Origin of the sequence: Aequorivita marisscotiae, assembly GCF_029814825.1 — a bacterium.
Lineage (GTDB): Bacteria > Bacteroidota > Bacteroidia > Flavobacteriales > Flavobacteriaceae > Aequorivita > Aequorivita marisscotiae.
In genome coordinates, this window is the sequence record NZ_CP122379.1 from 1,700,845 (window position 1) to 1,721,812 (window position 20,968).

Sequence of the window (20,968 nt, forward strand, 5' to 3'; positions counted from 1 at the left end):
AAAAAATGGAACATATAGAGTTATTTTTTAAATCAATCTTTATAGATAATATGGTATTTGCAACATTCCTTGGAATGTGCTCTTATCTAGCAGTATCTAAAAAAGTAGCAACGGCCGTAGGGTTAGGAGCGGCAGTAATTTTTGTATTGGCTGTAACCGTGCCTATTAACTGGTTGTTAGACCAATATATACTCAGAGACGGTGCTTTATCGTGGCTAGGAGAAGAATACGCTTCGTACGATCTAAGCTTCCTTTCATTTATTCTATTCATTGCTACCATTGCTACAATGGTGCAGTTGGTAGAAATTGTTGTTGAAAAATTTTCACCTTCATTATATAACTCTTTGGGTATTTTTCTTCCCTTAATTGCAGTAAACTGTGCAATTTTAGGGGGTTCATTATTTATGCAGTCAAGAGAAATTCCAACTTTAGGATTGGCTTTAAATTATGGTATAAGCTCAGGAATAGGTTGGTTTTTAGCAATCTTGGCAATTGCCGCGATTCGTGAAAAAATCCGCTACTCAAATGTGCCAGCTCCCTTACGTGGCTTAGGAATTACTTTCATCATTACAGGTTTAATGGCTATTGGGTTTATGAGTTTTGGTGGAATGTTAACAGGTGGCGATGATACCACATCATTAGAAGGAAACCCAGAAAATGTGGGCATGGAATCAGAACAGATTCAACAAGAAAATATAGAAACCGAGGAAACGATAAAAGTTTCAACTATAACGAAGCAATAGTATGTTTTTAGCAGTAAGTACTCTAGGAGTTATAATAGTAACGGTAATCGCCTTTTTGGTGTTAACCTTGTTATTAGTGTCATTATTACTTTTTACCAAACAGAAGCTTTCGCCATCTGGTCCCGTAAAAATTACTATTAATGATGAAAAAGTAATCGAAGTTGAAAGTGGTGGAACACTATTGTCAACCTTGGGAAGTGAAAAAATATTCCTGCCATCGGCCTGTGGAGGTGGGGGTACCTGTATTCAGTGTGAATGCCACGTAGTTGAAGGAGGCGGAGAAGCACTACCTACAGAAACGCCACATTTCACCCGTAGGGAATTACAGGAAGGTATTCGACTGGCCTGCCAAGTAAAGGTTAAACAGGATATGAACATCACCATTCCTGAAGAAGTATTCGGAATTAAAAAATGGGACGCCACCGTTGTAAGAAATTATAACGTTGCATCATTCATTAAAGAATTTGTTGTTGAAATTCCAGAAGATATGAACTATAAGGCTGGAGGTTATATTCAGATTGAAATACCGCCTTGCGAAATTAAGTTCGAAGATATGGACATTACCGCGCATCCTGAAGAGCACGAAACACCAGACAAATTTCAAGACGAATGGGATAAGTTTAAACTTTGGCCATTGGTAATGAAAAACACCGAAACGGTTGAAAGAGCATACTCTATGGCTTCTTACCCAGCAGAAGGTCGCGAAATTATGCTTAACGTACGTATTGCCACCCCACCGTTCGATCGAGCAAAAGGCGGTTGGATGAGTGTAAATCCGGGTATTGCGTCTTCTTATATCTTTAACTGTAAAGAAGGAGATAAGGTGGTAATTTCAGGTCCTTACGGCGAGTTCTTTATCAATCCATCCGAAGCAGAAATGCTATACGTTGGTGGTGGGGCCGGAATGGCACCTATGCGATCGCACCTTTATCACCTATTCAAAACCCTTAAAACTGGAAGAAAAGTTACTTATTGGTATGGAGGACGTTCAAAAAGAGAACTTTTCTACTTAGATCATTTTAAAGAATTGGAGGCTGAATTTCCAAACTTTAAATTCTATTTGGCCTTAAGTGAACCAGCCGAAGAAGATAACTGGAAAGTAAAAAAAGATATTAATGACGAAGCAGGCGACGGGTTCGTTGGCTTTATTCACCAAGTGGTTATTGACAATTACCTAAACCACCACGAAGCTCCCGAAGATATTGAGCTTTACTTCTGTGGCCCACCATTAATGAACCAAGCTGTTCAAAAAATGGGTGAAGATTTTGGAATCCCTGACGAAAATATTCGTTTTGATGACTTCGGTGGATAATCATTATTTTTTCTAAAATTTCAAAAGAACCGTTTCAATTTAATGAAACGGTTTTTTTATGCCGAAGAAGATTAAAAATGCATTCAAATATTCGTAATTTTGAAATCTATCATGGGAGAGAAACTAACCAAACAAGAGTTGCATAACCTCGCGATGAATATCGTGGGCAAACGGTTGGAAGCTGATGGATACGAATTTTTAGGCGTAAATTCAAAATTAAAACGCGATCCGCAATTCGTAGCACTAAAAGATAAAATTTTGCATTTTATTATAGTGCGTGCCATAACTTATCCACAGGATGCGCATGCGTATGATCCGCTTTTTATGCAAACAATAAAAGAGCACGCAAGTAAATTTGAAGCCAAGACATATTACGCCGGCGTAGGTTTGGGGCACGGTACCGATTATGGCAAACCCGTTATTAAAAACGAAGATTACACCGTTGTATATAAAGGGTTGCAGGAAATTCCGTAGTTTTTTAAACCTTCAAATTTCTTTGTAGAATTTTCAATAATTAAATAAAGTCTTATGCGTCACACGCTTAAATTTCTTTTTCTTTCGGTACTGTTTCTACTTTTTGCCTGTGGAAATAGTAATCCCGAACCAATATTCTTACAGGGCGAAGCATTTGGTACCACCTATAATATTCAACTTTATACCTATCAAAACGAAGTTTTACAGAAAGGCTTAGATTCGGTTATAGCGCGTGTAAATCATTCGGTAAGTACTTATATCCCGCAAAGCGACATTTCAAAAGTGAACGCTGGCGATACTACTGTCGTGGTAGATTCCATATTTTTGGAAGTGTTTAAAATTTCGAAGGAAGTAAATAAAAAAACCAATGGTTATTTTGACCCTACAGTTGGGGTTTTGCGAAATGCCTATGGTTTTGGCGACGTAAAACCATTGAAAAATATTGATACCACGACCTTGGATTCTTTGATGAAATACGTGGGATTCCATAAAGTAAAAATCAATGCTGATGGCACTGTTTCTAAAGAACATCAAGAAATATACTTCGACTTTAATGCGGTGGCAAAAGGCTTCGGAATTGATTTGTTGGGACGTTATTTAGAGTCTAAAGGCGTAACCGATTACTTAATTGAATTGGGGGGTGAAATTTTGACGAAAGGTGAAAACCTAGCTAAAAATAAAAAATGGGCGGCTGGCATTGAAACCGTAGATTCTGAATTGGAAGATCGGAGTATTGAAGCAATTGTGGCTTTAAAAAACATAGGAATGGCTTCGTCTGGCAATTATCGAAAATTCAGAATTGATTCTGTTACTGGTAAAAAATACGTGCATACTTTAAATCCCTTAACCGGCTCTGCTGAAATGAGCGACGTTACTAGCGCCACGGTGCTCGCGCCAACTTGTGCTCTTGCCGATGCATACGCTACTTCGTTTATGGCTTTGGGATTAAATAAATCGGAGGAATTACTAAAAAAGCTACCCAATATTGAAGCATATTTAACCTATACGGATTCGCTGAACCGCCATCAAGTATTTATGACCCGTGGTTTTAAAAGACATTTAGTGAACTAGCTTTTTACAAACGGGAATCAGTTCGCCCACAGGCAATCGGTATTTTTCAACTTCTTCCGAAGAAAAACTTTTGGTGTAGTCAACAGCTTCAACTTTAAAACCGATACTTTCCAATTTGGTGAAATAATCCATTCCATAAACGCGAACGTGATCATACTGACCAAAAATTTTTGCGCGCTCTTTTGGGTCGGTAATAGTATTGTCTTCAAAAGTTTCTTTTAATTTGGCTTTGTATGGAACTTGCAAAATTGCTGTGCCACCGGGGGCTAAAACACGAAAAATTTCTTGCATCGCTTTTGTATCGTCGGGAATGTGTTCCAACACATGATTGCAGATTATAAAATCGAATTGGTTATCGTTAAATGGTAAATTACAGATATCGGCCTTTACATCGGCAATGGGCGAATTTAGATCAGTCGTGGTGTAATCCAGATTTTTCATTTTTCTGAATTTTCTATAAAATGCCTGCTCGGGCGCAAAGTGAAGTACTTTAGTATTTTCGGTAAAAAAACCTGTTTCATTTTTTAAATAGAGCCAAAATAATCTGTGTCTTTCCAAAGAAAGCGTCCCGGGCGAAAGTACATTTTTACGAACAACTTCGTACCCATACGGAAGAAACTTACGGTACGATTTCCCATCTATTGGGTCTGTATATTTATTTCCTTTTAGAAAAAAAGCTAAAATTGGTTGACCTATAATACTTAATCGAATAAGCAAAGGGCGCGGGATGATATTTAGTATTTTTTTGAACAATGATTATAGGTTGTTTTGCAGAGAAAACAGGGTTTACGCTGAATTATAAAGCAATTATAGTTTCTGTTAAATCGTTATCTATTTCTCTGTGATTCTCCGAGTTTCTCAGCGAAACTCTGCGTAATAACTTCTTCAGCTATTTCTAAATTCCTTCTCCTCATCACTCACAATACCCAACGCTTCGTAAACATAATCGAACGTAGAAAGCAATTCAGGTTTGCCGTTAACTAAGGCAATGTTGTGTTCAAAGTGTGCGCTTGGTTTCCCATCTTGCGTAACAATGGTCCAGCCGTCACTTAATTGCTTTACTTTGTGAGTGCCCATATTTATCATAGGTTCTAAAGCAATAGTCATTCCTTCAATAAATTTTTTCCCACGACCACGACGTCCGTAGTTTGGCATTTCGGGGTCTTCGTGCATTTTTCTACCCAAACCATGCCCCACTAATTCGCGAACAACGCCGTATCCTTGTGTTTCGCAGTATTGCTGAATTGCAAATCCTACATCGCCTACACGGTTGCCAGCTTTAAATTCGCGGATACCAATATAAAGTGCTTCTTTAGTTATTTTCAGTAGTTTTTTAATTTCCGGATCTACTTCGCCTATTTCAAAAGTGTAAGCGTGATCGCCATAAAATCCATTTTTAATAGCGCCACAGTCAATAGCTACGATATCGCCTTCCTTTAACGGAATATCTGTAGGTAATCCGTGGACTACGGCTTCATTTACACTGGTTAGCAGCGTAGAAGGACAGTCGTACAATCCCAAAAATCCAGGGATAGCGTCTTGGCTTCTAATATAATCTTCGGCCATTTTGTTTAATTGATTTGTAGTAACGCCCGGCTTTACTTCATTTGCGAGCATGCCTAGCGTACGCGATACCACTAAAGCGCTCTCGCGCATCAATTCTATTTCTTCTCTTGTTTTGGGTATTATCATAATGCTATTTTAAAAAGGAGAAAAATCCTTTTTTTCGTGTTTGTGCTTTTGCAGGTAGTTCGCCAACAAGTTGTTGGTATATTTCGCCCCAACTTTTTAATCCCCCGATATTGCGGTCGTCAATAAATACGTCAGCGTGTATTTTTCGGCTGTGGGTAGTGTCAAATTCTTCTTCGGGAAAACTGTTGTTTACGGCGTAAAAAACAATTCCATTTTCTTTGCAGAATGCCACAGCTTCGTCTAAAGTACGGCCTTTGCGGTATGTCCATAAAATTAGTCGGTGCCCCTGGCTCTGTAACTTTTTTAAGGTTTCAAAAGCAAATATTATTGGGCGGCCAATATTTGGATAAGCGTCTTCTACAATAGTGCCGTCAAAATCTACGGCTATGGTGAAAGTTTCTCTAATCATCATCGTTTTTCAAGCCGCAAATTTACAAAGAATTATACCATTGCTAAAGTTTATTCTGCGTAAGCATGTTTGTATTCTTGTCCGCTTAAAATAGCCAACATATCTTTTTCCAGACTTGTGATTGGGTATTCTACTATTCGGCCCAATTCCGTGCCGTTTTTATTGAAAATAATTGTGGGAACATAATTAATATCTTGTCCTTCTTCAAAACCTTGTGGTGTTGTTTTTTCTTCAGAAACAGTAATTAATGTAAGGTCAGATTCCTGAAAACCTGCAGTGTCCAAGATTTTGTATAAATGCGGGGTTTCGCGCTGGCTGTCTTCGCACCAAGTTCCCATAAAAACAGTGATAGTTACATCTTTTAAAAGTGGCTTTAACTGTTGCATTACTTCAGAATCTGCGCTATAACTTTCGTAGCCACTATTGAACCAATTGTTAAAAGCTTCCATTTTAAATCCGTTGCGATTGGCTTTTCCCAAAAGCATTACCGAATCTTCGTATGGAACGGTATCGTTTATTTTTTCTTTGTTGTTTTCTGAAATTATTTCTTTTGAAATATTTTCGTCTGTTTTCTTTTTTTCTTTCGAAGAATTGCAGGCAACTAGTGTGATTACCGAAAAAATGAAAAGTATTTTTTTCATAGCTCTATTTTAAAGTTTAAATGATATTGGTTGGATTTTCTAATCTGTTTTTTTATGAAGTAGCGTGTCTATTTCTAAATATTTTTCCTTTAATAAACTTAGAGCAAAGGCAGCTGCGGCAGCACTAAAAACCGAATAATCAAAAACGCCTTTTACTCCTGTGGAAAACGTCATAGATAGGGCAAATAGCATTAAGAGAATCCCACTTAGTTTTGCAAAAAATTCAGTTTTAAACCCAAGTAATAGACACAATGCAAAAACAACTTCGGCCACAGTAGCCACAATAGCTACCGTAGGAATTAATGAAATAGGAATCCACGGATTTATTATTTCGGTGTATTCTAAAAAACTATTCCAATTTCCCCAAGCCGATACATCTGCTGGCCACCATCCGAATCGGTCTGCTACTGCAGAAAGAAATCCCGCAGCAATTGCAAGTCTAAGAAAGAGTTTGATAATTTTTTTGACCATTACATAAGTTTAAGTCGTACCGCGTTATAATTTCTTACCTATAAATTACACCAAAGTTTCCTGCCTCATAATTTCGGGTTTTTCAATGCCCATAATTTTCAGGATGGTTGGGGCAATATCTCCCAAAACACCGTCTTTAATAGCTTTAATTTCATCATCTACAATTATGATTGGTACCGGATTGGTGGTATGTGCCGTATTAGGCGAGCCGTCGGGATTTCGCATGGTTTCGCTATTGCCGTGATCTGCAATTATAATTGTTACATAATGGCTTTCCAAGGCTTGCTCTACGATTGCCCGAGCGCAGTTATCCACAGTTTCACAAGCTTTTACTGCTGCCTCAAAAACACCGGTATGGCCTACCATATCAGGATTTGCAAAATTTAAACAAATAAATTCGGCTGTTTCTTTTTCAATCTCGGGCAAAATCATATCGCGTAATTCGTAGGCGCTCATTTCGGGCTTTAGATCGTACGTGGCTACGGTAGGCGAGGGGCAAAGAATTCGTTTTTCTCCTTCAAAAGGAAGCTCTCTTCCCCCCGAAAAAAAGAAGGTTACATGTGGATATTTCTCGGTTTCGGCAATGCGAATTTGCTTCTTTTTATTGCTTTCCAAAACTTCGCCCAAAGTATGGTGAAGGTTTTCCTTTTTGTAAACTACGTGAATGTTTCCGAAGGAATCGTCGTAATTGGTAAGGGTTACGAAATAAAGGGGAAGGGTTTTCATTCCAAATGTTTCATAATTCTTTTGTGTTAAAACTTCGGTGAGTTGCCTGCCGCGATCAGTTCTAAAATTGAAGAAAATTACAACGTCGTCTTTTTCAATTGTAGCAACGGGTTTTCCTTCCGAATTTGTCATAACGATAGGCTCCATAAATTCATCGGTAATTCCTTCGGCATAACTCTCTTCAATACTTTGCAAAGCATCTTTTGAAGGTTTCCCCTTTCCAAAGCGCAATAAATCATAGGCTTTTTTTACGCGCTCCCAACGTTTATCGCGATCCATGGCGTAATAGCGGCCAATAACTGATGCCAGTTTGCCGCCTGTTTTTTCCAAATGATTCTGCAGGCTTTCCATAAAACCCTTACCAGAATGTGGATCTACATCGCGGCCATCGGTAAAGGCGTGTACATACATATCATTTATCCCAAATTGCTGTGCCGCAGAAAGCAATCCTTTTAAATGGTTTATATGCGAATGTACCCCACCGTTGGAAACGAGACCTATAAAGTGAACTTTTTTATTGTGATAAATAGCGTGATTGAATGCTTTTTCCAACTCCGGTTCACTTTTAAGCGTTCCACTTTCAACCGCCATATTAATTTTGGCAAGATCTTGATAAACTATTCTTCCAGCGCCAAGATTCATATGGCCTACCTCACTATTACCCATTTGGCCGTCGGGCAAACCAACGTTCATTCCGTGAGTTAGCAGTTGCGCGTGCGGATATTTTTTATATAGCGAATCGATAAAAGGCGTGTTGGCCTGCGCGATGGCAGAAACGGCAGGGTCTTGCGTAATTCCCCAGCCATCGAGGATCATTAAAAGGACTTTTTTATTCATAGTACAAAGATAAGTTTATGAGTTTAAAAGTTTATGAATTCGAAAATTTAAACTTTTTTAAACTGTCACCCTGAGTGCAGTCGAAGGGTTGAATCATTTAAAGCAATTTCGGGTTAATATCGAAAATATTTTCTTTCACGTATTTTGAAACAAACTCTTCGGAAAAATGCTCGTTTCCTAAAATCTTTTCTTCCGAAAGCATTTCTATAACATTAATTCTTTCTTTGTATTCTTCTAGCATCGGGACGGAAATTGGCGCATAACTAAAGTGCCACGGCTCATATTTAAATCCTTTTCGGTTGCCATTATCTGTATAAACTTCGTAAAAATTAAATTTTTCGGCATTTTCGTTTAGCCACATTTTAAGTTTACAAAACGGCCCATTGCCGTGAAAATTTTCAGGCATCAGTACATTTGCGGGTCGAGGAGCATTGGCATCAATAATGTCAATATCTGTTCCCCAATGATGGCGCGAAGTACCGGGAATAGTGGAATATTCAATTATTCTTTCGAGTGCTTTTTCGGGTAAAAGGCCCTGATTGGTAAATCGTTTGTACTTTCCTTCAAATATTTCTTTCTGCCGCTGAAAACTTCGGTAGGCAGAAACCACTTCAATATTTATATTTTCTTTTTCGGCGGCAATCTTCATTTTATGGAATGCTTCCTTTGCAGATTTATGCATTTTAGAAGTATAACTATCTCCAACAATATCTGGGTTTCCTTTTCCAATTAATTGGTTCCGCGTAAATTTTTCAGAAAAGCTCTTAAATGAAAATTGTGGAAAAATGGCTAAACTTAGCCCCGCAATACCCGAAATTTTAATAAATTCGTTTCGCTTCATTTTATAATTTAGTGAAGTTTTAAAAGTACCAATATTTTGAAAGATAACGCCATTTCAATCAGTTTTATTGATCCCCAGGAAATTTTTAGTATTATTCCATTGATGCAAAAATTAGGAAATTTCGCCGTTGCTGAAAACCTATTAAAGGAGCGCTTGCAGGAAATGACCGAGCAAAATTACGAATGTCTCGGTATTTATGATTCCGAACTATTGATCGGTGCCTGCGGCCTGTGGTTTCAGACCCGACATTATGCTGGAAGAAGCCTGGAAATGGATCACGTTATAATAGACGATGCGTACCGGGGTCGCGGAGTTGGTAAAAAATTAGTCGATTTTGTGAGCCAATACGCAAAGACTAAAGAATGTAATTGGGTGGAACTAAATAGTTATGTGCATAATTTTCCTTCACATAAATTTTTCTACAATCAAGGCTTTGTAGCAAAGGGCTATCATTTTGTGAAAGAGCTGGATTAATTTTATTGAAAAGAAAGATTCCGTGTCCTTCGATACGGAATCTTAATGTACATACTCAAGAAGGATGTTATTCTTTCACCAATTTAAAAGTGCCCTGCAACTGTGCTTTGTTAGTAATAGATATAAAATATACTCCCTGTTGCAAATCTGCTATGTAAATAGATTGACCGTTGGATAACATTCCCTGTTTAACACTTCTTCCCATACTGTCATAAATACTATATACAACTGCATCCTTGGTGGTAATATTTATGTAGTCGGTAGCGGGATTAGGAAAGATATTGAGGTTTTCAATATCGTTGCTTCCTACCGAAAGAGTAGGGGTGCAATCACTGGAAATAGTAGGTAATTCTGTGGGGTTGACTTGGATATTTTGGTCCATTTCATCTGTAATTACCGCCGTGGCATTTACGAAATCAAAATTTGTGGGCGTTGGATTGATCGCAATGTCCAGTTTGTCACAATCGTTTATTTTGTCGGGCAATGTTTTGAACAGATCTGCTTCTGTGTACGTAATACTGGGATCGGTTTTATAACCTACATGGAAATAATAGGCCAGGCCATCGTCGCCAATAGCTCCAAAACTGATATCAGGATAATAGATAAGGGGCATTTGTCCGTTCCAAAAATTGAATTCGTCCCCAGAAGGCTCGGAATGGGTAACTAAATATTGATAGTTCGCAGACACGGGGTTTCCAGAGCCCTTTTCAAATTCGTAAACAAAAATATTGCTTTGTCCAAAATGGTTATTTCCAGCAGAGTCAGTCCAGTTTTCGGTTCTGTCATACCCTGTAATGACCAAGTTGTTGCTGTTTTGAAACGACTCCATAAGGGTAAAACCATAGCGGTTTAGTTCGTTTGAAGTTGCCACCCAACTTTGGGCACTGTTGATGTTGCCGGTTACATTATCCAATACAGCGACTCCAAAAAGATGGGTTGCGGAATAATTGGAAAGCATATAGATTTGATCTGTACTTGCTTCGTAATACGCATCAACACTTACATCTTGGGAGTTTCCAAATACGTGGCTTTTATTCCACACCAAGTTTCCTTGAAAATCGATTTTTTGTGCCAGAATGGAGAGTTGCCCCGTATTCACATCGTTGGTACTTCCCGTAAGAAAATAGCCATCACTGGTTTCGGTAATATTGTTTACCGCATCAAAATCTTGGCTGCCGGAAGTGCTGTTGGTATGCAGCACCCAAAATACGCCCAAGGTACCGTAAACCCGCATAACAAAACCCGCATTGGCCGCTCCCGTAGATACGGCATACGAATCACTGTTAAAACCACCCACAACGAAACCTTCTTCATTTAAACCATCGCCATTGGCATCGTTAATGACATAGGAGATGTGCAACCCTCTTGAATTGAAACTCGGGTTGGGAATACTGTAACTTTTTGCGTTTACCATTGCGCCTGTAGCTGCATTTACTTTAGCAATAAATACATTTTTCACACCATTTACATCAATGGATCCCGTTATGGCAACTTCAGAGGGCAGGCCAGAAATTTGGTATGGCTCAATGTCGAAAAAACGGGCTTTAGGCAAGGAGACGGTATAATCTTTATGCCAAATAACAGTACCGGAAGCATCTACTCGCTGTAGAAATGGCGTATAGTTTTGCATGGATGCATCAAAAAGGTTTCCGCAAACAAAATAATCATCGGTTCCGTCATTCGCAGGTTCGATGTTAAGGTCGTGAAAGTGTCTTTGGTCGTTCGTAGTTACACTTTTCTGAAAGGTCTGTGCTTGTATTTGTAGTGAACAAAAAGCACTTACAAGAAATAAAAGTAGTTTTGTTTTCATTTCGGTTGTTTTTTAGGTTACCTACTCTGTTTTGTCTTTTCGGTTTCTGCCTTGTTTACTTCTATATCATTTTATTGAATAATTGTTTTCTAAGTTTGAGTAATAATTGTAGGAAAAACTTCCATGTGCTTAAAGTAATAACATGTTTACCAAGCAACTAAACAACTATAACTATCTGATATACAAATATATAAAAGCTATATAAAAAAATATACTAATCTCAAAAAAAATACTGCTAGTTCATTAAAAAAACGAAGAGGTTTTTCTTTTTTTGAAGTAATTCTAAAGATATGCAAGTAGGAAATTTCAACCCATAATTATTAATTTATGGGTGTTTAGTTAGCTGGAATGCCAATCGGTTTTGTGAAAGATTATGTAAAGAAAAAACTCTCTAATTGGGTCGTGTTCAATAGTTATTCACATAAATTTTTCTACAATCAAGGCTTTGTAGCAAAGGGCTATCATTTTGTAAAGGAATTATAAATATGGGTGAAAACCTAAATCACACTCACACTTTTGAACCTTTTACAGAAAGTTGATCAACGTATCGGGTTCTATTTCATACGGTTGCTTTCCCTGTTCAAAAATTCGCGCTTTAAACTTTCCTTTGAGGATAATCTTGTTATTTATAACTCGAAGCCAACTACCTTCGCGCAGCCCCACCACTGGCACGGTGCTTTGTGTATGAAATTCGGCAATCCGGGTTTCGCGAGTCTCGCCCATATGTTTGCTATCTGGATTTGGATCTAAATAATGCGGATTTAAGTTAAACGGAATAACGCCCAAGGTTTTAAATGATGGCGGATAGACTATTGGCATATCGTTGGTTGTTTGCATAGAAAGACCGCAGATGTTGCTGCCGGCACTTGTTCCCAAGTATGGCAAGCCATTAAAAATTGCTTCACGTAGTGGTTGCATTAGTTGTAACCGATAAAGAGAACTCACCAAAACAAATGTGTTGCCGCCCCCTGTAAATACACCTTTGGCAGTTTTTAGAGCCTCAATTGGGTTTTTAAACGTATGCAATCCAACCAACTTCTTGTTTATTTTTTTGAAGATTTTTGCTGCTCTATCGGTGTATTCATCGTGACTAATTCCGCCGGGTCGGGCAAAGGGAATAAATATAATTTCATCAGTATCTTTAAAAAGTTGTGCCATTTCATCGGTTAAATAATCTAAGTATTCCCCGCCAAAAACGGTGCTTGTGCTTGCTATAATTAATTGCCGCGTAGCATGGTTTTCTGTGGGTTGGCCCGGTTCGAATTTATTTTCATCTGCGTGATTCATAATATTCAATTTTTAAGATGTGTAAATTTAACCATTGAAAACGTAAACTTTACCTTTTCACTAACAAAACAAATATGTACTTTTAGTGAATGACAAAAAAACTACTTCTTCTTTTATTTCTTGCTGCTTCTCCTTTGTTGTTTGCACAGGATATTGACCGCACAAAAGTTTTTGGGAAAATTCATGTTCCTCAAGGCGACGACGCGGAAGGTATTTCTGTTTACAATATTTCGGCGCAGAAAGGCACCATCACCAAGCTCGATGGAAGTTTTGAAATTGATTTAGCAGAGAACGATCGTGTGCAAATTACCGCCCTGCAATACCAATCGTTTACCGTGGTAATTGATAAGGAAATTGTGGATAGACGGAAAATGAATATTTTTTTAAATCCTGCCGTAAATCAGTTAGAGGAAGTAGTGGTACGGCCGTACGATCTCTCTGGAAATATAAATGTAGATGTAAAAAAAATACCAACCTATAACGTTACTAAAGATTGGGATCTCAGTTACGGGAATTTGGAATACGGTTATACCTTTGTGCCAGATGATAAAACAGCCATTGCTGGCAATGCAGCCGAGGAAGCCCTCCACGGCAATGCGCTTACCAATGGAGCCAATGTTTTAGCGCTATTAGGCGGGGTGGCACAGATGCTTTTTCCAAAAGGAAATAAAATATCGCCCGTAGAACAACAAGACGATCAAAATACAATTAGCAATAATATTCAACAGCGTTTTAGTAAAGATTTTATTGCTGCTAATTTTAATATTGCTGAAGAAAAGGCCGTTGATTTTCTGTTTTTTGTTCAAGAGAATGGTTTGGAAAAGGAATTGTTGAAACCAGAAAACGAAATGCAATTAATGGAATTTCTTTTTACAAAAAGTGAAGAATATAAAAAACGAAGTGAATAAATTGGCCTACAATTTTTCTGGACTTTTTTAAACTGAAAAAAGATGCCAATGCTGTTTTGAAACTTTCCTTGAAATTTGTAACATTTATTCGTAATGCCCGTCTTATATTTTTATTAATTTTCCCCTTACATGAAGTTTTCTAAAATTCTCCTTTTATTGCTTGTTTTTCCTTTAATGTCAGGTTCAAATGCGCATAAATTTTACGTAAGTATCACTAAAATTGAATATGTAAAGGAAAAAAATTCGCTTCAGATTATTGCTAAAATTTTTACTGACGATATTGAAGATGCACTTCAGCAACGGTATGATTCTTCACTTTCACTGGACACAGAAAAAGAAACGCCCACAACCAATGAAGTTTTACAAAACTATCTTTTGGAGAAAATTCATATTAAAGTGAACGGCAGTGCTGTAAAACTCAATTATTTGGGAAAGGAATACGATACCGATATGCTGGTTGCTTATTTGGAGGTTGTAGATTTAAAGGAATTAAAAACTATTGAAATTGAAAATAAAGTGTTGCTAGAAATGTTTAGTGAACAGCAAAACATAATTCATTTAAAAACCCCGACTACCCGACGAAGTTTGATTCTCGACAATGATGAGCCACGGGGAAAATTAAAATTTAATTAATACATTGCCAACCTATTTTTTAAAATACCAGAATTAATATGAAAGTATTCAAATCCCTATTTCTTACGGTGCTATTTTTAGCTTCAGCGACAGTATCTGCGCAGGACGAAACTGAAAACAACAAGCGAGAATCTGGCCACTACAACACCAATCGTTTTAAACAACTCTATCAAGAATTTTCAACACCCAATATGTTTCGAACTGCAAGCGGCGCGCCGGGTCCCAGCTATTACCAACAGCAGGCAGATTATGAAATGAATATAGAGTTAGACGATAAGAATAAAAAAATAACAGGTTTTGAAACCATTACATATACTAATAATTCGCCCGATATTTTAGAATATTTATGGGTACAATTAGACCAAAACGTACGGGCAAAAGATTCCAAATCGCCGTTAATAGAATCTTCAAGTGCGGTTCCTGCTGATATGGCAGGTAGTTTTGTAGAAAATTATATGGGTAGAGATTTTGATGGTGGCTTTAATATTTTGGAGGTAAAGGATGCAAAAGGCAATATGCTTAAGCATACAATAAACCAAACCATGATGCGTATTGATATGCCCAACTCCTTAAAACCTGGAGAAAAATTCGTCTATTCAATAAAGTGGTGGTATAACATCAACGACCATGTGGTAGATCGGGCTCGTAGCGGGTACGAAACGTTTGAGGACGGCAATCGCGGTTATGTCATCGCCCAATTCTATCCCCGGATGGCGGTTTATAACGATGTGGAAGGCTGGCAGCACAGTCAGTTTTGGGGAAGGGATGAGTTTGCGTTGCCCTTCGGAAATTTTGAAGTGAATATTACCGTACCGGCAGACCACATTTTGGATGCAACCGGTGAGCTTCAAAACAGAAAGGAAATATTTACAAAAGAAATGATGAACCGCTACGAAGCGGCTCAAAAATCTTTTGACAAACCGGTTGTTATTGTTACACAGGCCGAAGCGGAAGCTGCATCAAAAAACTTTTCTACGGCTAAAAGAACTTGGAAATTTAAAGCAGAAAACGTTCGCGATTATGCTTTTGCAACTTCACGTAAATACATTTGGGATATGATGGCCGTTAAAATGGGCAGTGGTTCCGTAATGGCCGTTTCGTTGTATCCACCAGAATCTAACCCACTGTGGGAAGATTGGTCTACACGCGCGGTTGCAAGTACTTTAAAAACCTATTCCCGAATGACTTTTGACTATCCGTATCCAAAGGCAATATCGGTAAGCGCCAAAAATCAAGGCATGGAATATCCAATGATTTGCTGGAATCACGGTAGGCCAGATAAAGACGGAAGCATCAGCGATCGTACTAAATACGGAATGATTAGCGTAATTATTCACGAAGTTGGTCATAACTATTTCCCGATGATAGTAAACAGTGACGAGCGTCAATGGACGTGGATGGATGAAGGTTTAAATACATTTACACAATACGTGGCAGAGCAGGATTTTGGAGAGGAATACCCAGAAGCCATTGCGCCTAACAGAAAATATCCGTCGCGTCGCGGCCCCGCAAAAAACATAGTTGATTATATGGCAGGCGATCAAAGTCAGTTAGCGCCTATTATGACCAAAGGTCTTAACACGTATAACTTTGGCGCAAATGCATACGCTAAACCAGCAACGGCGCTTAACATTCTTCGTGAAACCATTATGGGCCGCGAACTTTTCGACTTCGCATTTAAAACCTATGCCAATCGTTGGATGTTTAAACACCCAACACCCGAAGATTTTTTCAGAACCATGGAAGATGCTTCGGCAATAGATTTAGATTGGTATTGGAGAGAATGGTTTTACACTACCGACTTTGTAGATATAGGTGTGAAAGATGTGAAAAAATTCTACGTTACTTCAAAAATGAATAAAGAAGTAAAACAAATGATAGCTGCTCGAGGTATTTCTGAAAGCGATCTGCCACCATTAGTTTACTTAATTGACGAGGAAAGTGAAGATTTTGAAGAACATATGCGAAATGCAAAGTTGGAAGATGTTACTACTCTTAATGATTACATTATGGAAAATATACCAGCTGAAGAACGTGCAAAACTGAAACACCCAAAATATTTTTATGAAATAACGTTTGAAAAGCCCGGTGGAATTCCAATGCCTATTATAGCACAATACACATATAGCGATGGCAGTACCGAACGGGTAACTTATCCCGCACAAATTTGGCGAAAAAACGACGAATCTGTAGGAAAGGTTATTGCTTCAGAAAAGGAAATAACTAAAATTGAAGTAGATCCAGACGAAGAAACTGCAGATATAGATACTTCAAACAACAATTGGCCAAAACGTAAAAAATTGGGTGCTTTTGATAAATTCAAAAATAAAACCAAAACAGACTAAAAGATAAATGCTTTAAATTCCTACTTCCAAAGGCTGTGAAGAAGGAATTTTTGCATTAATTCAATTTTAGAAAAACTCTACCCGGAGCACCAAAAAATCATAAGTCATTACTATATTTGTACCATGATTTCACAGGCAATTTTTCTTTTTATCAGTGGCGCCGAAATAGGGTTTATTTTGTTTATAATACTCCTAGTGTTTGGCGCAGACAAAGTGCCGGAAATTGCACGTGGCCTGGGCAAAGCTATGCGACAAGTAAAAGATGCTACAAACGATATTAAATCGGAAATTACCAAAAGTGCCGAAAAACAAGGGATAGATATTGATATTTCTAAAGACGTTAAACAACAAATAGACAAAGTAAAAGAAGACGTTGAAGAAGTTACTGGCCCCGTTAAAAGAAGATTCTAAAATTTTAATCTGAATTTATTTTAGCCAATAAATCGCGAAATAGTTAGGCCATCCCGAATAGGGAGAATTACAGTTTCCAGTTTTGAATGCTCGTTCAAGAGTTTATTATAGTGTAATAGAGCTTTTGTATCGTCATCGCCTTCCTTCAATTCTTCAACAACCTTTCCGCTCCACAGTACATTATCGCTTAAAATCACTGACCCCTTTTTTAACTTTGGAAGAATGATTTCCAAATAGTTGGGATAATTATTTTTGTCGGCATCAATAAACACCAAATCGAAGGTTTTTTCGAGTTTAGGAATGACCTCCAAAGCATTTCCCAAATGCTGAAAAATCTGCTTTCCGAAAGGTGATTCGTCAAAATATTTTCGTTGGAAATCATACAATTCCTCGTTGATGTCTATGGTGTGAAGTTCGCCATTTTCCTGTATCCCTTCCGCTAAACAAAGTGCCGAATACCCCGTATAGGTACCAATTTCCAAAATGTTTTGAGGACGAATCAATTTTGAAAGCATACTCAAAATCCGGCCTTGTAAATGTCCGCTCAGCATGCGTGGTTGCAGCTGTTTCTGCCAAGTTTCCCGGTTTAATTTTTGAAGTAATTTTGGTTCAGGATGTGAATGTTTTTCTACGTAATCGTTTATTTTTTCGGGAAGGAAATCCATGGCTATGTAGTTTTCGTGTCTTAAATCAATTCTTTATACGTTTTGTTTTCAGTGCTCTCAACAAATTCATCCAACAATCTTTTATTGATTGAAATGTTGTTAGGCACTATTCGCAAACGATATTTACTTTCCCCAATAAAGGTGAAAAGATCGCGCCGATCCAGTTTTTGCGAATCATCCAATTGTAGAATATCATTTATATTTTCAATAATTCGGGTAAGATATGTTTGGTTTTTAATTTCTCCACCAAGGTTTACAGGAATAGTCTGCGCTTCGCCTTCGGTGTATTTTCTGCGGATGGCAAATTTCAAAAGATTTTTATACTGCGTGGTTTTTGATCCAAAATCGATAGTCTGATCGTAAATGTTTTTCGTTGGGATGTTTAGTTTCACCAAACTCCAATCCAAAAAATGGATTGTAATTTCATTCGGTTTTGGTGTGCTTGCAAGCCGAATAACCCAAGTTGTCGCCAAAACCAAAAAGATTGAAATCAAGGAAGTTTTCGCAATAATTTTGATGAAGTTGTTGCTGAAATCATTTCCGAAGGTGAGAAAAACTTCAGAAATTTGGGAAACGAAAATCAAAACTATCACCAAAATTGAAATGACGCCAATCACTCTCAACCCGCGATAGGCAAAAGTTCTATAGAATGAAATGCCCAATAAATAGCACAAAAATGCCGAGAGCATTAAATCCGGAATTCCGCTAATCCGTATGTTTTTTATGATATTATTTTCGCCCAAAACAAAAGGCAAAACGAATGTGAGAACCGAGGTTAAAATAATAACCGCAATAATTTTTTTGATGTTTTTTTTATGGTGGTAAATAAAGCCCGGCGCGTAATAAAAGTAGAAAAGCGCCAGCAGTAAAAACATATTGTTAACAATAGAAAATAGGTTTACTGCCAACTGATAACCTTGAGTTTCGGTATAATTGAATATGGTTCCACCATATATCCAACACCCAGAAATTACCCAAATAAACATAGCCAGACTTAGGTAAAGCAATCCTTTATCTACTCGTTTTTGCGAATCGTTTTCTTCTAGAAGTTGACTAAAACGCGCTCGGATATTAAACCAAAGTGCAAGCAACAAAACCCCGCCAATAAAGGAAATACATATATGCGAGAGAATGTAGAATTTAGCTACTTCTGTCATTTTATCCCAAAATTCGATTAACTAATTTTTTCTTTGCGGTTTCATCATCGCCACATAACCACTGAATTACATTGTCTTCCCACATGGCATCGGCCTGGTCTTGGGTTACAATATTGCGTTCTAAGGCAAGATCTAAAATTTTCCCTGGATATGAAGATTGGGGGGCGCTTTCCATTTCGCCCAGCGGATACGGATCATCGAGCCCAACCAAAACCTGTTTTGCGCCTTGGTTTCTTACTACCAATTCCAATGATCCTGTGTCGTGAACCAAAGTGTCGAAAAAAATATTTTTATGTCCAACAGATTTCCGCGGATGTGTTTTCCCTTCAAAAAGATCGGGGCGACCATCAAAACCTTGAATTCTTCTTCCCAAATTTATCTGTGCCAACTGGCCGCCGTGGGCAAAGCAGGTCCGCATTCCTGGGTATTTATCTGCGTAGCCATTTAAAGTAAGGAAATGGTAGGCATCGGCACACTGGGCGAGCATCCAAATAAGGTGGAATCTCCAAGCTGTATTTTCGAGTTTTATGAATTTTTCGCCATCGTAGGGATGTATTTCAACTGCTAAATTATATTTTGAAGCAAGTTCAAAAATAGGTTCGTTTTCTTCGTCAAAAATACATCGCCACGTTCCGATGGTATCCATGTAATGGGTAGGCAAACACAACAATTGAAGTCCAAGTTCTTCCACGCAGCGTTCAATTTCCCAAAGTGCGCCACGTACAAAACCAGGGTGAACTACAAAACCGCAGGTAAATTTTGATGGATTGTTATGTTGAATTTTTGCGTTAAAATCATTCTGAAAACGCAAGGCTTGCTTCATTTCTTCCACACGCAGCCCGTTTCCATAGAGTTGGGACAGGTTTAAAACCACGGCGTGATCTATTTTAAATCGTTCCATCCACTCCAATTTTTCATTTAAAAAGAAACTGGAATCGGTTACGGGACGGCTCCAATCTTTTTGGAGCATATATTTTCGGTCTTTATCTACCCAAAAAATTCCCTTATCCTGCATAAACTGTGGAATTTCTTCAGGATAGGGTAGAAGGTGTGAGTGGCCGTTAATGCGGAGTTTTCGTTTCATAAGCAGTTCCCGTGAAGGCGGGAATCTTTTTAATTTAAAATAAATTATTGTTTAAAGTTACAAACTTCTAAACATTAGACCTACAAGGTTGTAAAAACCTTGCAGGACTGGGTTCTTTTATAAGTTACAAACTTTTGGTTCGCCCACCATCAACCGGAAGATTGATTCCGTTGATGTAACTCGCAGCCTCCGTTGCCAAAAACGCGACGGCATTGGCAATTTCTCCCGGCTGTGCGAAACGGCGGGCAGGAACAATGCTTTTCATAAAGTCGCTGGCTTCTTTTTCGGTTTTATTCATTTTTTTGGCGGCGTTGCCAACAATATCTTCTAGTCGGTCTGTAGCTGTAAAACCCGGCAATACATTGTTTACCGTTATCCCGAATTGACCCAATTCATTGGCCAAGGTTTTGCTCCAGCTCGATACGGCGCCGCGTATAGTGTTGCTTACGCCAAGCCCATCTATAGGTTGCTTTACCGAAGTGGAGATAATATTTATAATTCTGCCATAATCTGCTTCCTTCATTCGCGGAACCAAAGCCTGTACCAATATTTGATTGCAAATTAAATGCATTGAAAAGGCTTTTTCGAACTCATCGGTTTCTGCCGAAAAGATGGGTCCGCCTTTCGGTCCGCCGGTATTGTTCACCAATATATGAAAGGTTTTGTTCGAAGCTGCCAGCTCCGCCTTTTGTTTCACCTGTTTCGGATTTGTAAAATCTGCTACAAAATAATTGTGTTTTTGACCTTTTTCGTGTGGCAATTCGATTAAAGTTTCCTTTAATTTTTCTTCATTACGAGCAACCAAAGTTACCGTTGCTCCCAATTTTGCCAATTGAATTGCAGTTGCTTTCCCAATGCCTGCAGTACTTCCGCAGACCATTGCATTTTTATTTGTTAAATCTAAATTCATTTATTGTAGTATTGAGTATTGAGTATTGAGTATTGAGTATTGAGTTTTCGATTTCGATTTGAGTTTC

At 38.1% G+C, this 20,968-nt stretch carries 22 protein-coding genes; 9 read left to right on the top strand and 13 right to left on the bottom strand.

Annotated features, from left to right (window positions below; translation table 11 throughout):
- Positions 1 to 5 precede the first annotated feature (5 nt).
- From nqrE to QCQ61_RS07755, 4 genes are all read left to right on the top strand, one after another.
- A complete protein-coding gene (gene nqrE, locus QCQ61_RS07740; protein WP_279450185.1) occupies positions 6 to 743 on the top strand; it encodes an NADH:ubiquinone reductase (Na(+)-transporting) subunit E in 738 nt (245 codons plus the stop codon).
- A 1-nt stretch (position 744) separates the two neighbouring features.
- Positions 745 to 2,055: an NADH:ubiquinone reductase (Na(+)-transporting) subunit F gene (gene nqrF / locus QCQ61_RS07745; RefSeq protein WP_279450186.1), complete on the top strand. Its 1,311-nt coding sequence runs from the start codon at positions 745 to 747 to the stop codon at positions 2,053 to 2,055.
- Positions 2,056 to 2,166: 111 nt separating this feature from the next.
- Positions 2,167 to 2,529, top strand: a complete 363-nt coding sequence (locus QCQ61_RS07750; protein WP_279450244.1) for a DUF8840 domain-containing protein — start codon at positions 2,167 to 2,169, stop codon at positions 2,527 to 2,529.
- Positions 2,530 to 2,583: 54 nt separating this feature from the next.
- Positions 2,584 to 3,600 (top strand): FAD:protein FMN transferase, encoded by a 1,017-nt coding sequence (locus tag QCQ61_RS07755; protein ID WP_279450187.1) that lies wholly within the window; start codon positions 2,584 to 2,586, stop codon positions 3,598 to 3,600.
- Here QCQ61_RS07755 and QCQ61_RS07760 read toward each other — a convergent pair.
- From QCQ61_RS07760 to QCQ61_RS07790, 7 genes are all read right to left on the bottom strand, one after another.
- The gene (locus tag QCQ61_RS07760) at positions 3,589 to 4,317 is read right to left on the bottom strand and encodes a class I SAM-dependent methyltransferase (protein ID WP_431605806.1); all 729 of its coding nucleotides are present in this window, start codon (positions 4,315 to 4,317) and stop codon (positions 3,589 to 3,591) included. The two genes, QCQ61_RS07755 and QCQ61_RS07760, sit on opposite strands and share 12 nt — an antisense overlap.
- A gap of 168 nt (positions 4,318 to 4,485) precedes the next feature.
- Entirely contained in the window at positions 4,486 to 5,292 is an 807-nt protein-coding gene (gene map, locus QCQ61_RS07765) for a type I methionyl aminopeptidase (protein ID WP_279450189.1), read from the bottom strand.
- 4 nt (positions 5,293 to 5,296) lie between these two features.
- Positions 5,297 to 5,701, bottom strand: a complete 405-nt coding sequence (locus QCQ61_RS07770; RefSeq protein WP_373693823.1) for a BT0820 family HAD-type phosphatase — start codon at positions 5,699 to 5,701, stop codon at positions 5,297 to 5,299.
- A gap of 50 nt (positions 5,702 to 5,751) precedes the next feature.
- Positions 5,752 to 6,342 (bottom strand): TlpA family protein disulfide reductase, encoded by a 591-nt coding sequence (locus QCQ61_RS07775; RefSeq protein ID WP_279450191.1) that lies wholly within the window; start codon positions 6,340 to 6,342, stop codon positions 5,752 to 5,754.
- A gap of 39 nt (positions 6,343 to 6,381) precedes the next feature.
- Complete coding sequence (locus QCQ61_RS07780) at positions 6,382 to 6,813, bottom strand: DoxX family protein (RefSeq protein ID WP_279450192.1); 432 nt, start codon at positions 6,811 to 6,813, stop codon at positions 6,382 to 6,384.
- Between the two features lie 45 nt (positions 6,814 to 6,858).
- Positions 6,859 to 8,376: a 2,3-bisphosphoglycerate-independent phosphoglycerate mutase gene (gene gpmI, locus QCQ61_RS07785; protein ID WP_279450193.1), complete on the bottom strand. Its 1,518-nt coding sequence runs from the start codon at positions 8,374 to 8,376 to the stop codon at positions 6,859 to 6,861.
- Positions 8,377 to 8,473: 97 nt separating this feature from the next.
- Positions 8,474 to 9,217 (bottom strand): M15 family metallopeptidase, encoded by a 744-nt coding sequence (locus tag QCQ61_RS07790; RefSeq protein ID WP_279450194.1) that lies wholly within the window; start codon positions 9,215 to 9,217, stop codon positions 8,474 to 8,476.
- Between the two features lie 36 nt (positions 9,218 to 9,253).
- Here QCQ61_RS07790 and QCQ61_RS07795 point away from each other — a divergent pair, with 36 nt between their 5' ends.
- On the top strand, positions 9,254 to 9,691 hold the full coding sequence (locus QCQ61_RS07795; protein WP_279450195.1) for a GNAT family N-acetyltransferase: 438 nt from the start codon (positions 9,254 to 9,256) through the stop codon (positions 9,689 to 9,691).
- Between the two features lie 67 nt (positions 9,692 to 9,758).
- Here the strand turns inward: QCQ61_RS07795 and QCQ61_RS07800 are convergent, their stop codons facing one another.
- Both QCQ61_RS07800 and pepE read right to left on the bottom strand, forming a co-directional pair.
- A complete protein-coding gene (locus tag QCQ61_RS07800; protein WP_279450196.1) occupies positions 9,759 to 11,501 on the bottom strand; it encodes a T9SS type A sorting domain-containing protein in 1,743 nt (580 codons plus the stop codon).
- 525 nt (positions 11,502 to 12,026) lie between these two features.
- Positions 12,027 to 12,788: a dipeptidase PepE gene (pepE, locus tag QCQ61_RS07805; protein ID WP_279450197.1), complete on the bottom strand. Its 762-nt coding sequence runs from the start codon at positions 12,786 to 12,788 to the stop codon at positions 12,027 to 12,029.
- Between the two features lie 89 nt (positions 12,789 to 12,877).
- Between pepE and QCQ61_RS07810 the strand changes: the two genes are divergently transcribed.
- The 4 genes from QCQ61_RS07810 to QCQ61_RS07825 all read left to right on the top strand — a co-directional run bounded on the left by QCQ61_RS07810 (position 12,878) and on the right by QCQ61_RS07825 (position 17,085).
- A complete protein-coding gene (locus tag QCQ61_RS07810) occupies positions 12,878 to 13,696 on the top strand; it encodes a carboxypeptidase-like regulatory domain-containing protein (RefSeq protein ID WP_279450198.1) in 819 nt (272 codons plus the stop codon).
- Positions 13,697 to 13,825: 129 nt separating this feature from the next.
- Complete coding sequence (locus tag QCQ61_RS07815) at positions 13,826 to 14,329, top strand: DUF6702 family protein (RefSeq protein ID WP_279450199.1); 504 nt, start codon at positions 13,826 to 13,828, stop codon at positions 14,327 to 14,329.
- 38 nt (positions 14,330 to 14,367) lie between these two features.
- The gene (locus tag QCQ61_RS07820; protein WP_279450200.1) at positions 14,368 to 16,674 is read left to right on the top strand and encodes a M1 family metallopeptidase; all 2,307 of its coding nucleotides are present in this window, start codon (positions 14,368 to 14,370) and stop codon (positions 16,672 to 16,674) included.
- A gap of 123 nt (positions 16,675 to 16,797) precedes the next feature.
- Entirely contained in the window at positions 16,798 to 17,085 is a 288-nt protein-coding gene (locus tag QCQ61_RS07825) for a Sec-independent protein translocase subunit TatA/TatB (RefSeq protein WP_279450201.1), read from the top strand.
- Between the two features lie 20 nt (positions 17,086 to 17,105).
- Here the strand turns inward: QCQ61_RS07825 and QCQ61_RS07830 are convergent, their stop codons facing one another.
- From QCQ61_RS07830 to QCQ61_RS07845, 4 genes are all read right to left on the bottom strand, one after another.
- Positions 17,106 to 17,750 carry an O-methyltransferase gene (locus tag QCQ61_RS07830; RefSeq protein WP_279450202.1) on the bottom strand — a complete coding sequence of 215 codons (645 nt, stop codon included), beginning with the start codon at positions 17,748 to 17,750 and terminating at the stop codon, positions 17,106 to 17,108.
- Positions 17,751 to 17,770: 20 nt separating this feature from the next.
- On the bottom strand, positions 17,771 to 18,907 hold the full coding sequence (locus tag QCQ61_RS07835; protein WP_279450203.1) for a hypothetical protein: 1,137 nt from the start codon (positions 18,905 to 18,907) through the stop codon (positions 17,771 to 17,773).
- A gap of 1 nt (position 18,908) precedes the next feature.
- Positions 18,909 to 19,991, bottom strand: a complete 1,083-nt coding sequence (locus QCQ61_RS07840) for an amidohydrolase family protein (protein WP_279450204.1) — start codon at positions 19,989 to 19,991, stop codon at positions 18,909 to 18,911.
- A gap of 124 nt (positions 19,992 to 20,115) precedes the next feature.
- The gene (locus QCQ61_RS07845; RefSeq protein ID WP_279450205.1) at positions 20,116 to 20,901 is read right to left on the bottom strand and encodes an SDR family oxidoreductase; all 786 of its coding nucleotides are present in this window, start codon (positions 20,899 to 20,901) and stop codon (positions 20,116 to 20,118) included.
- Positions 20,902 to 20,968: the final 67 nt, after the last annotated feature.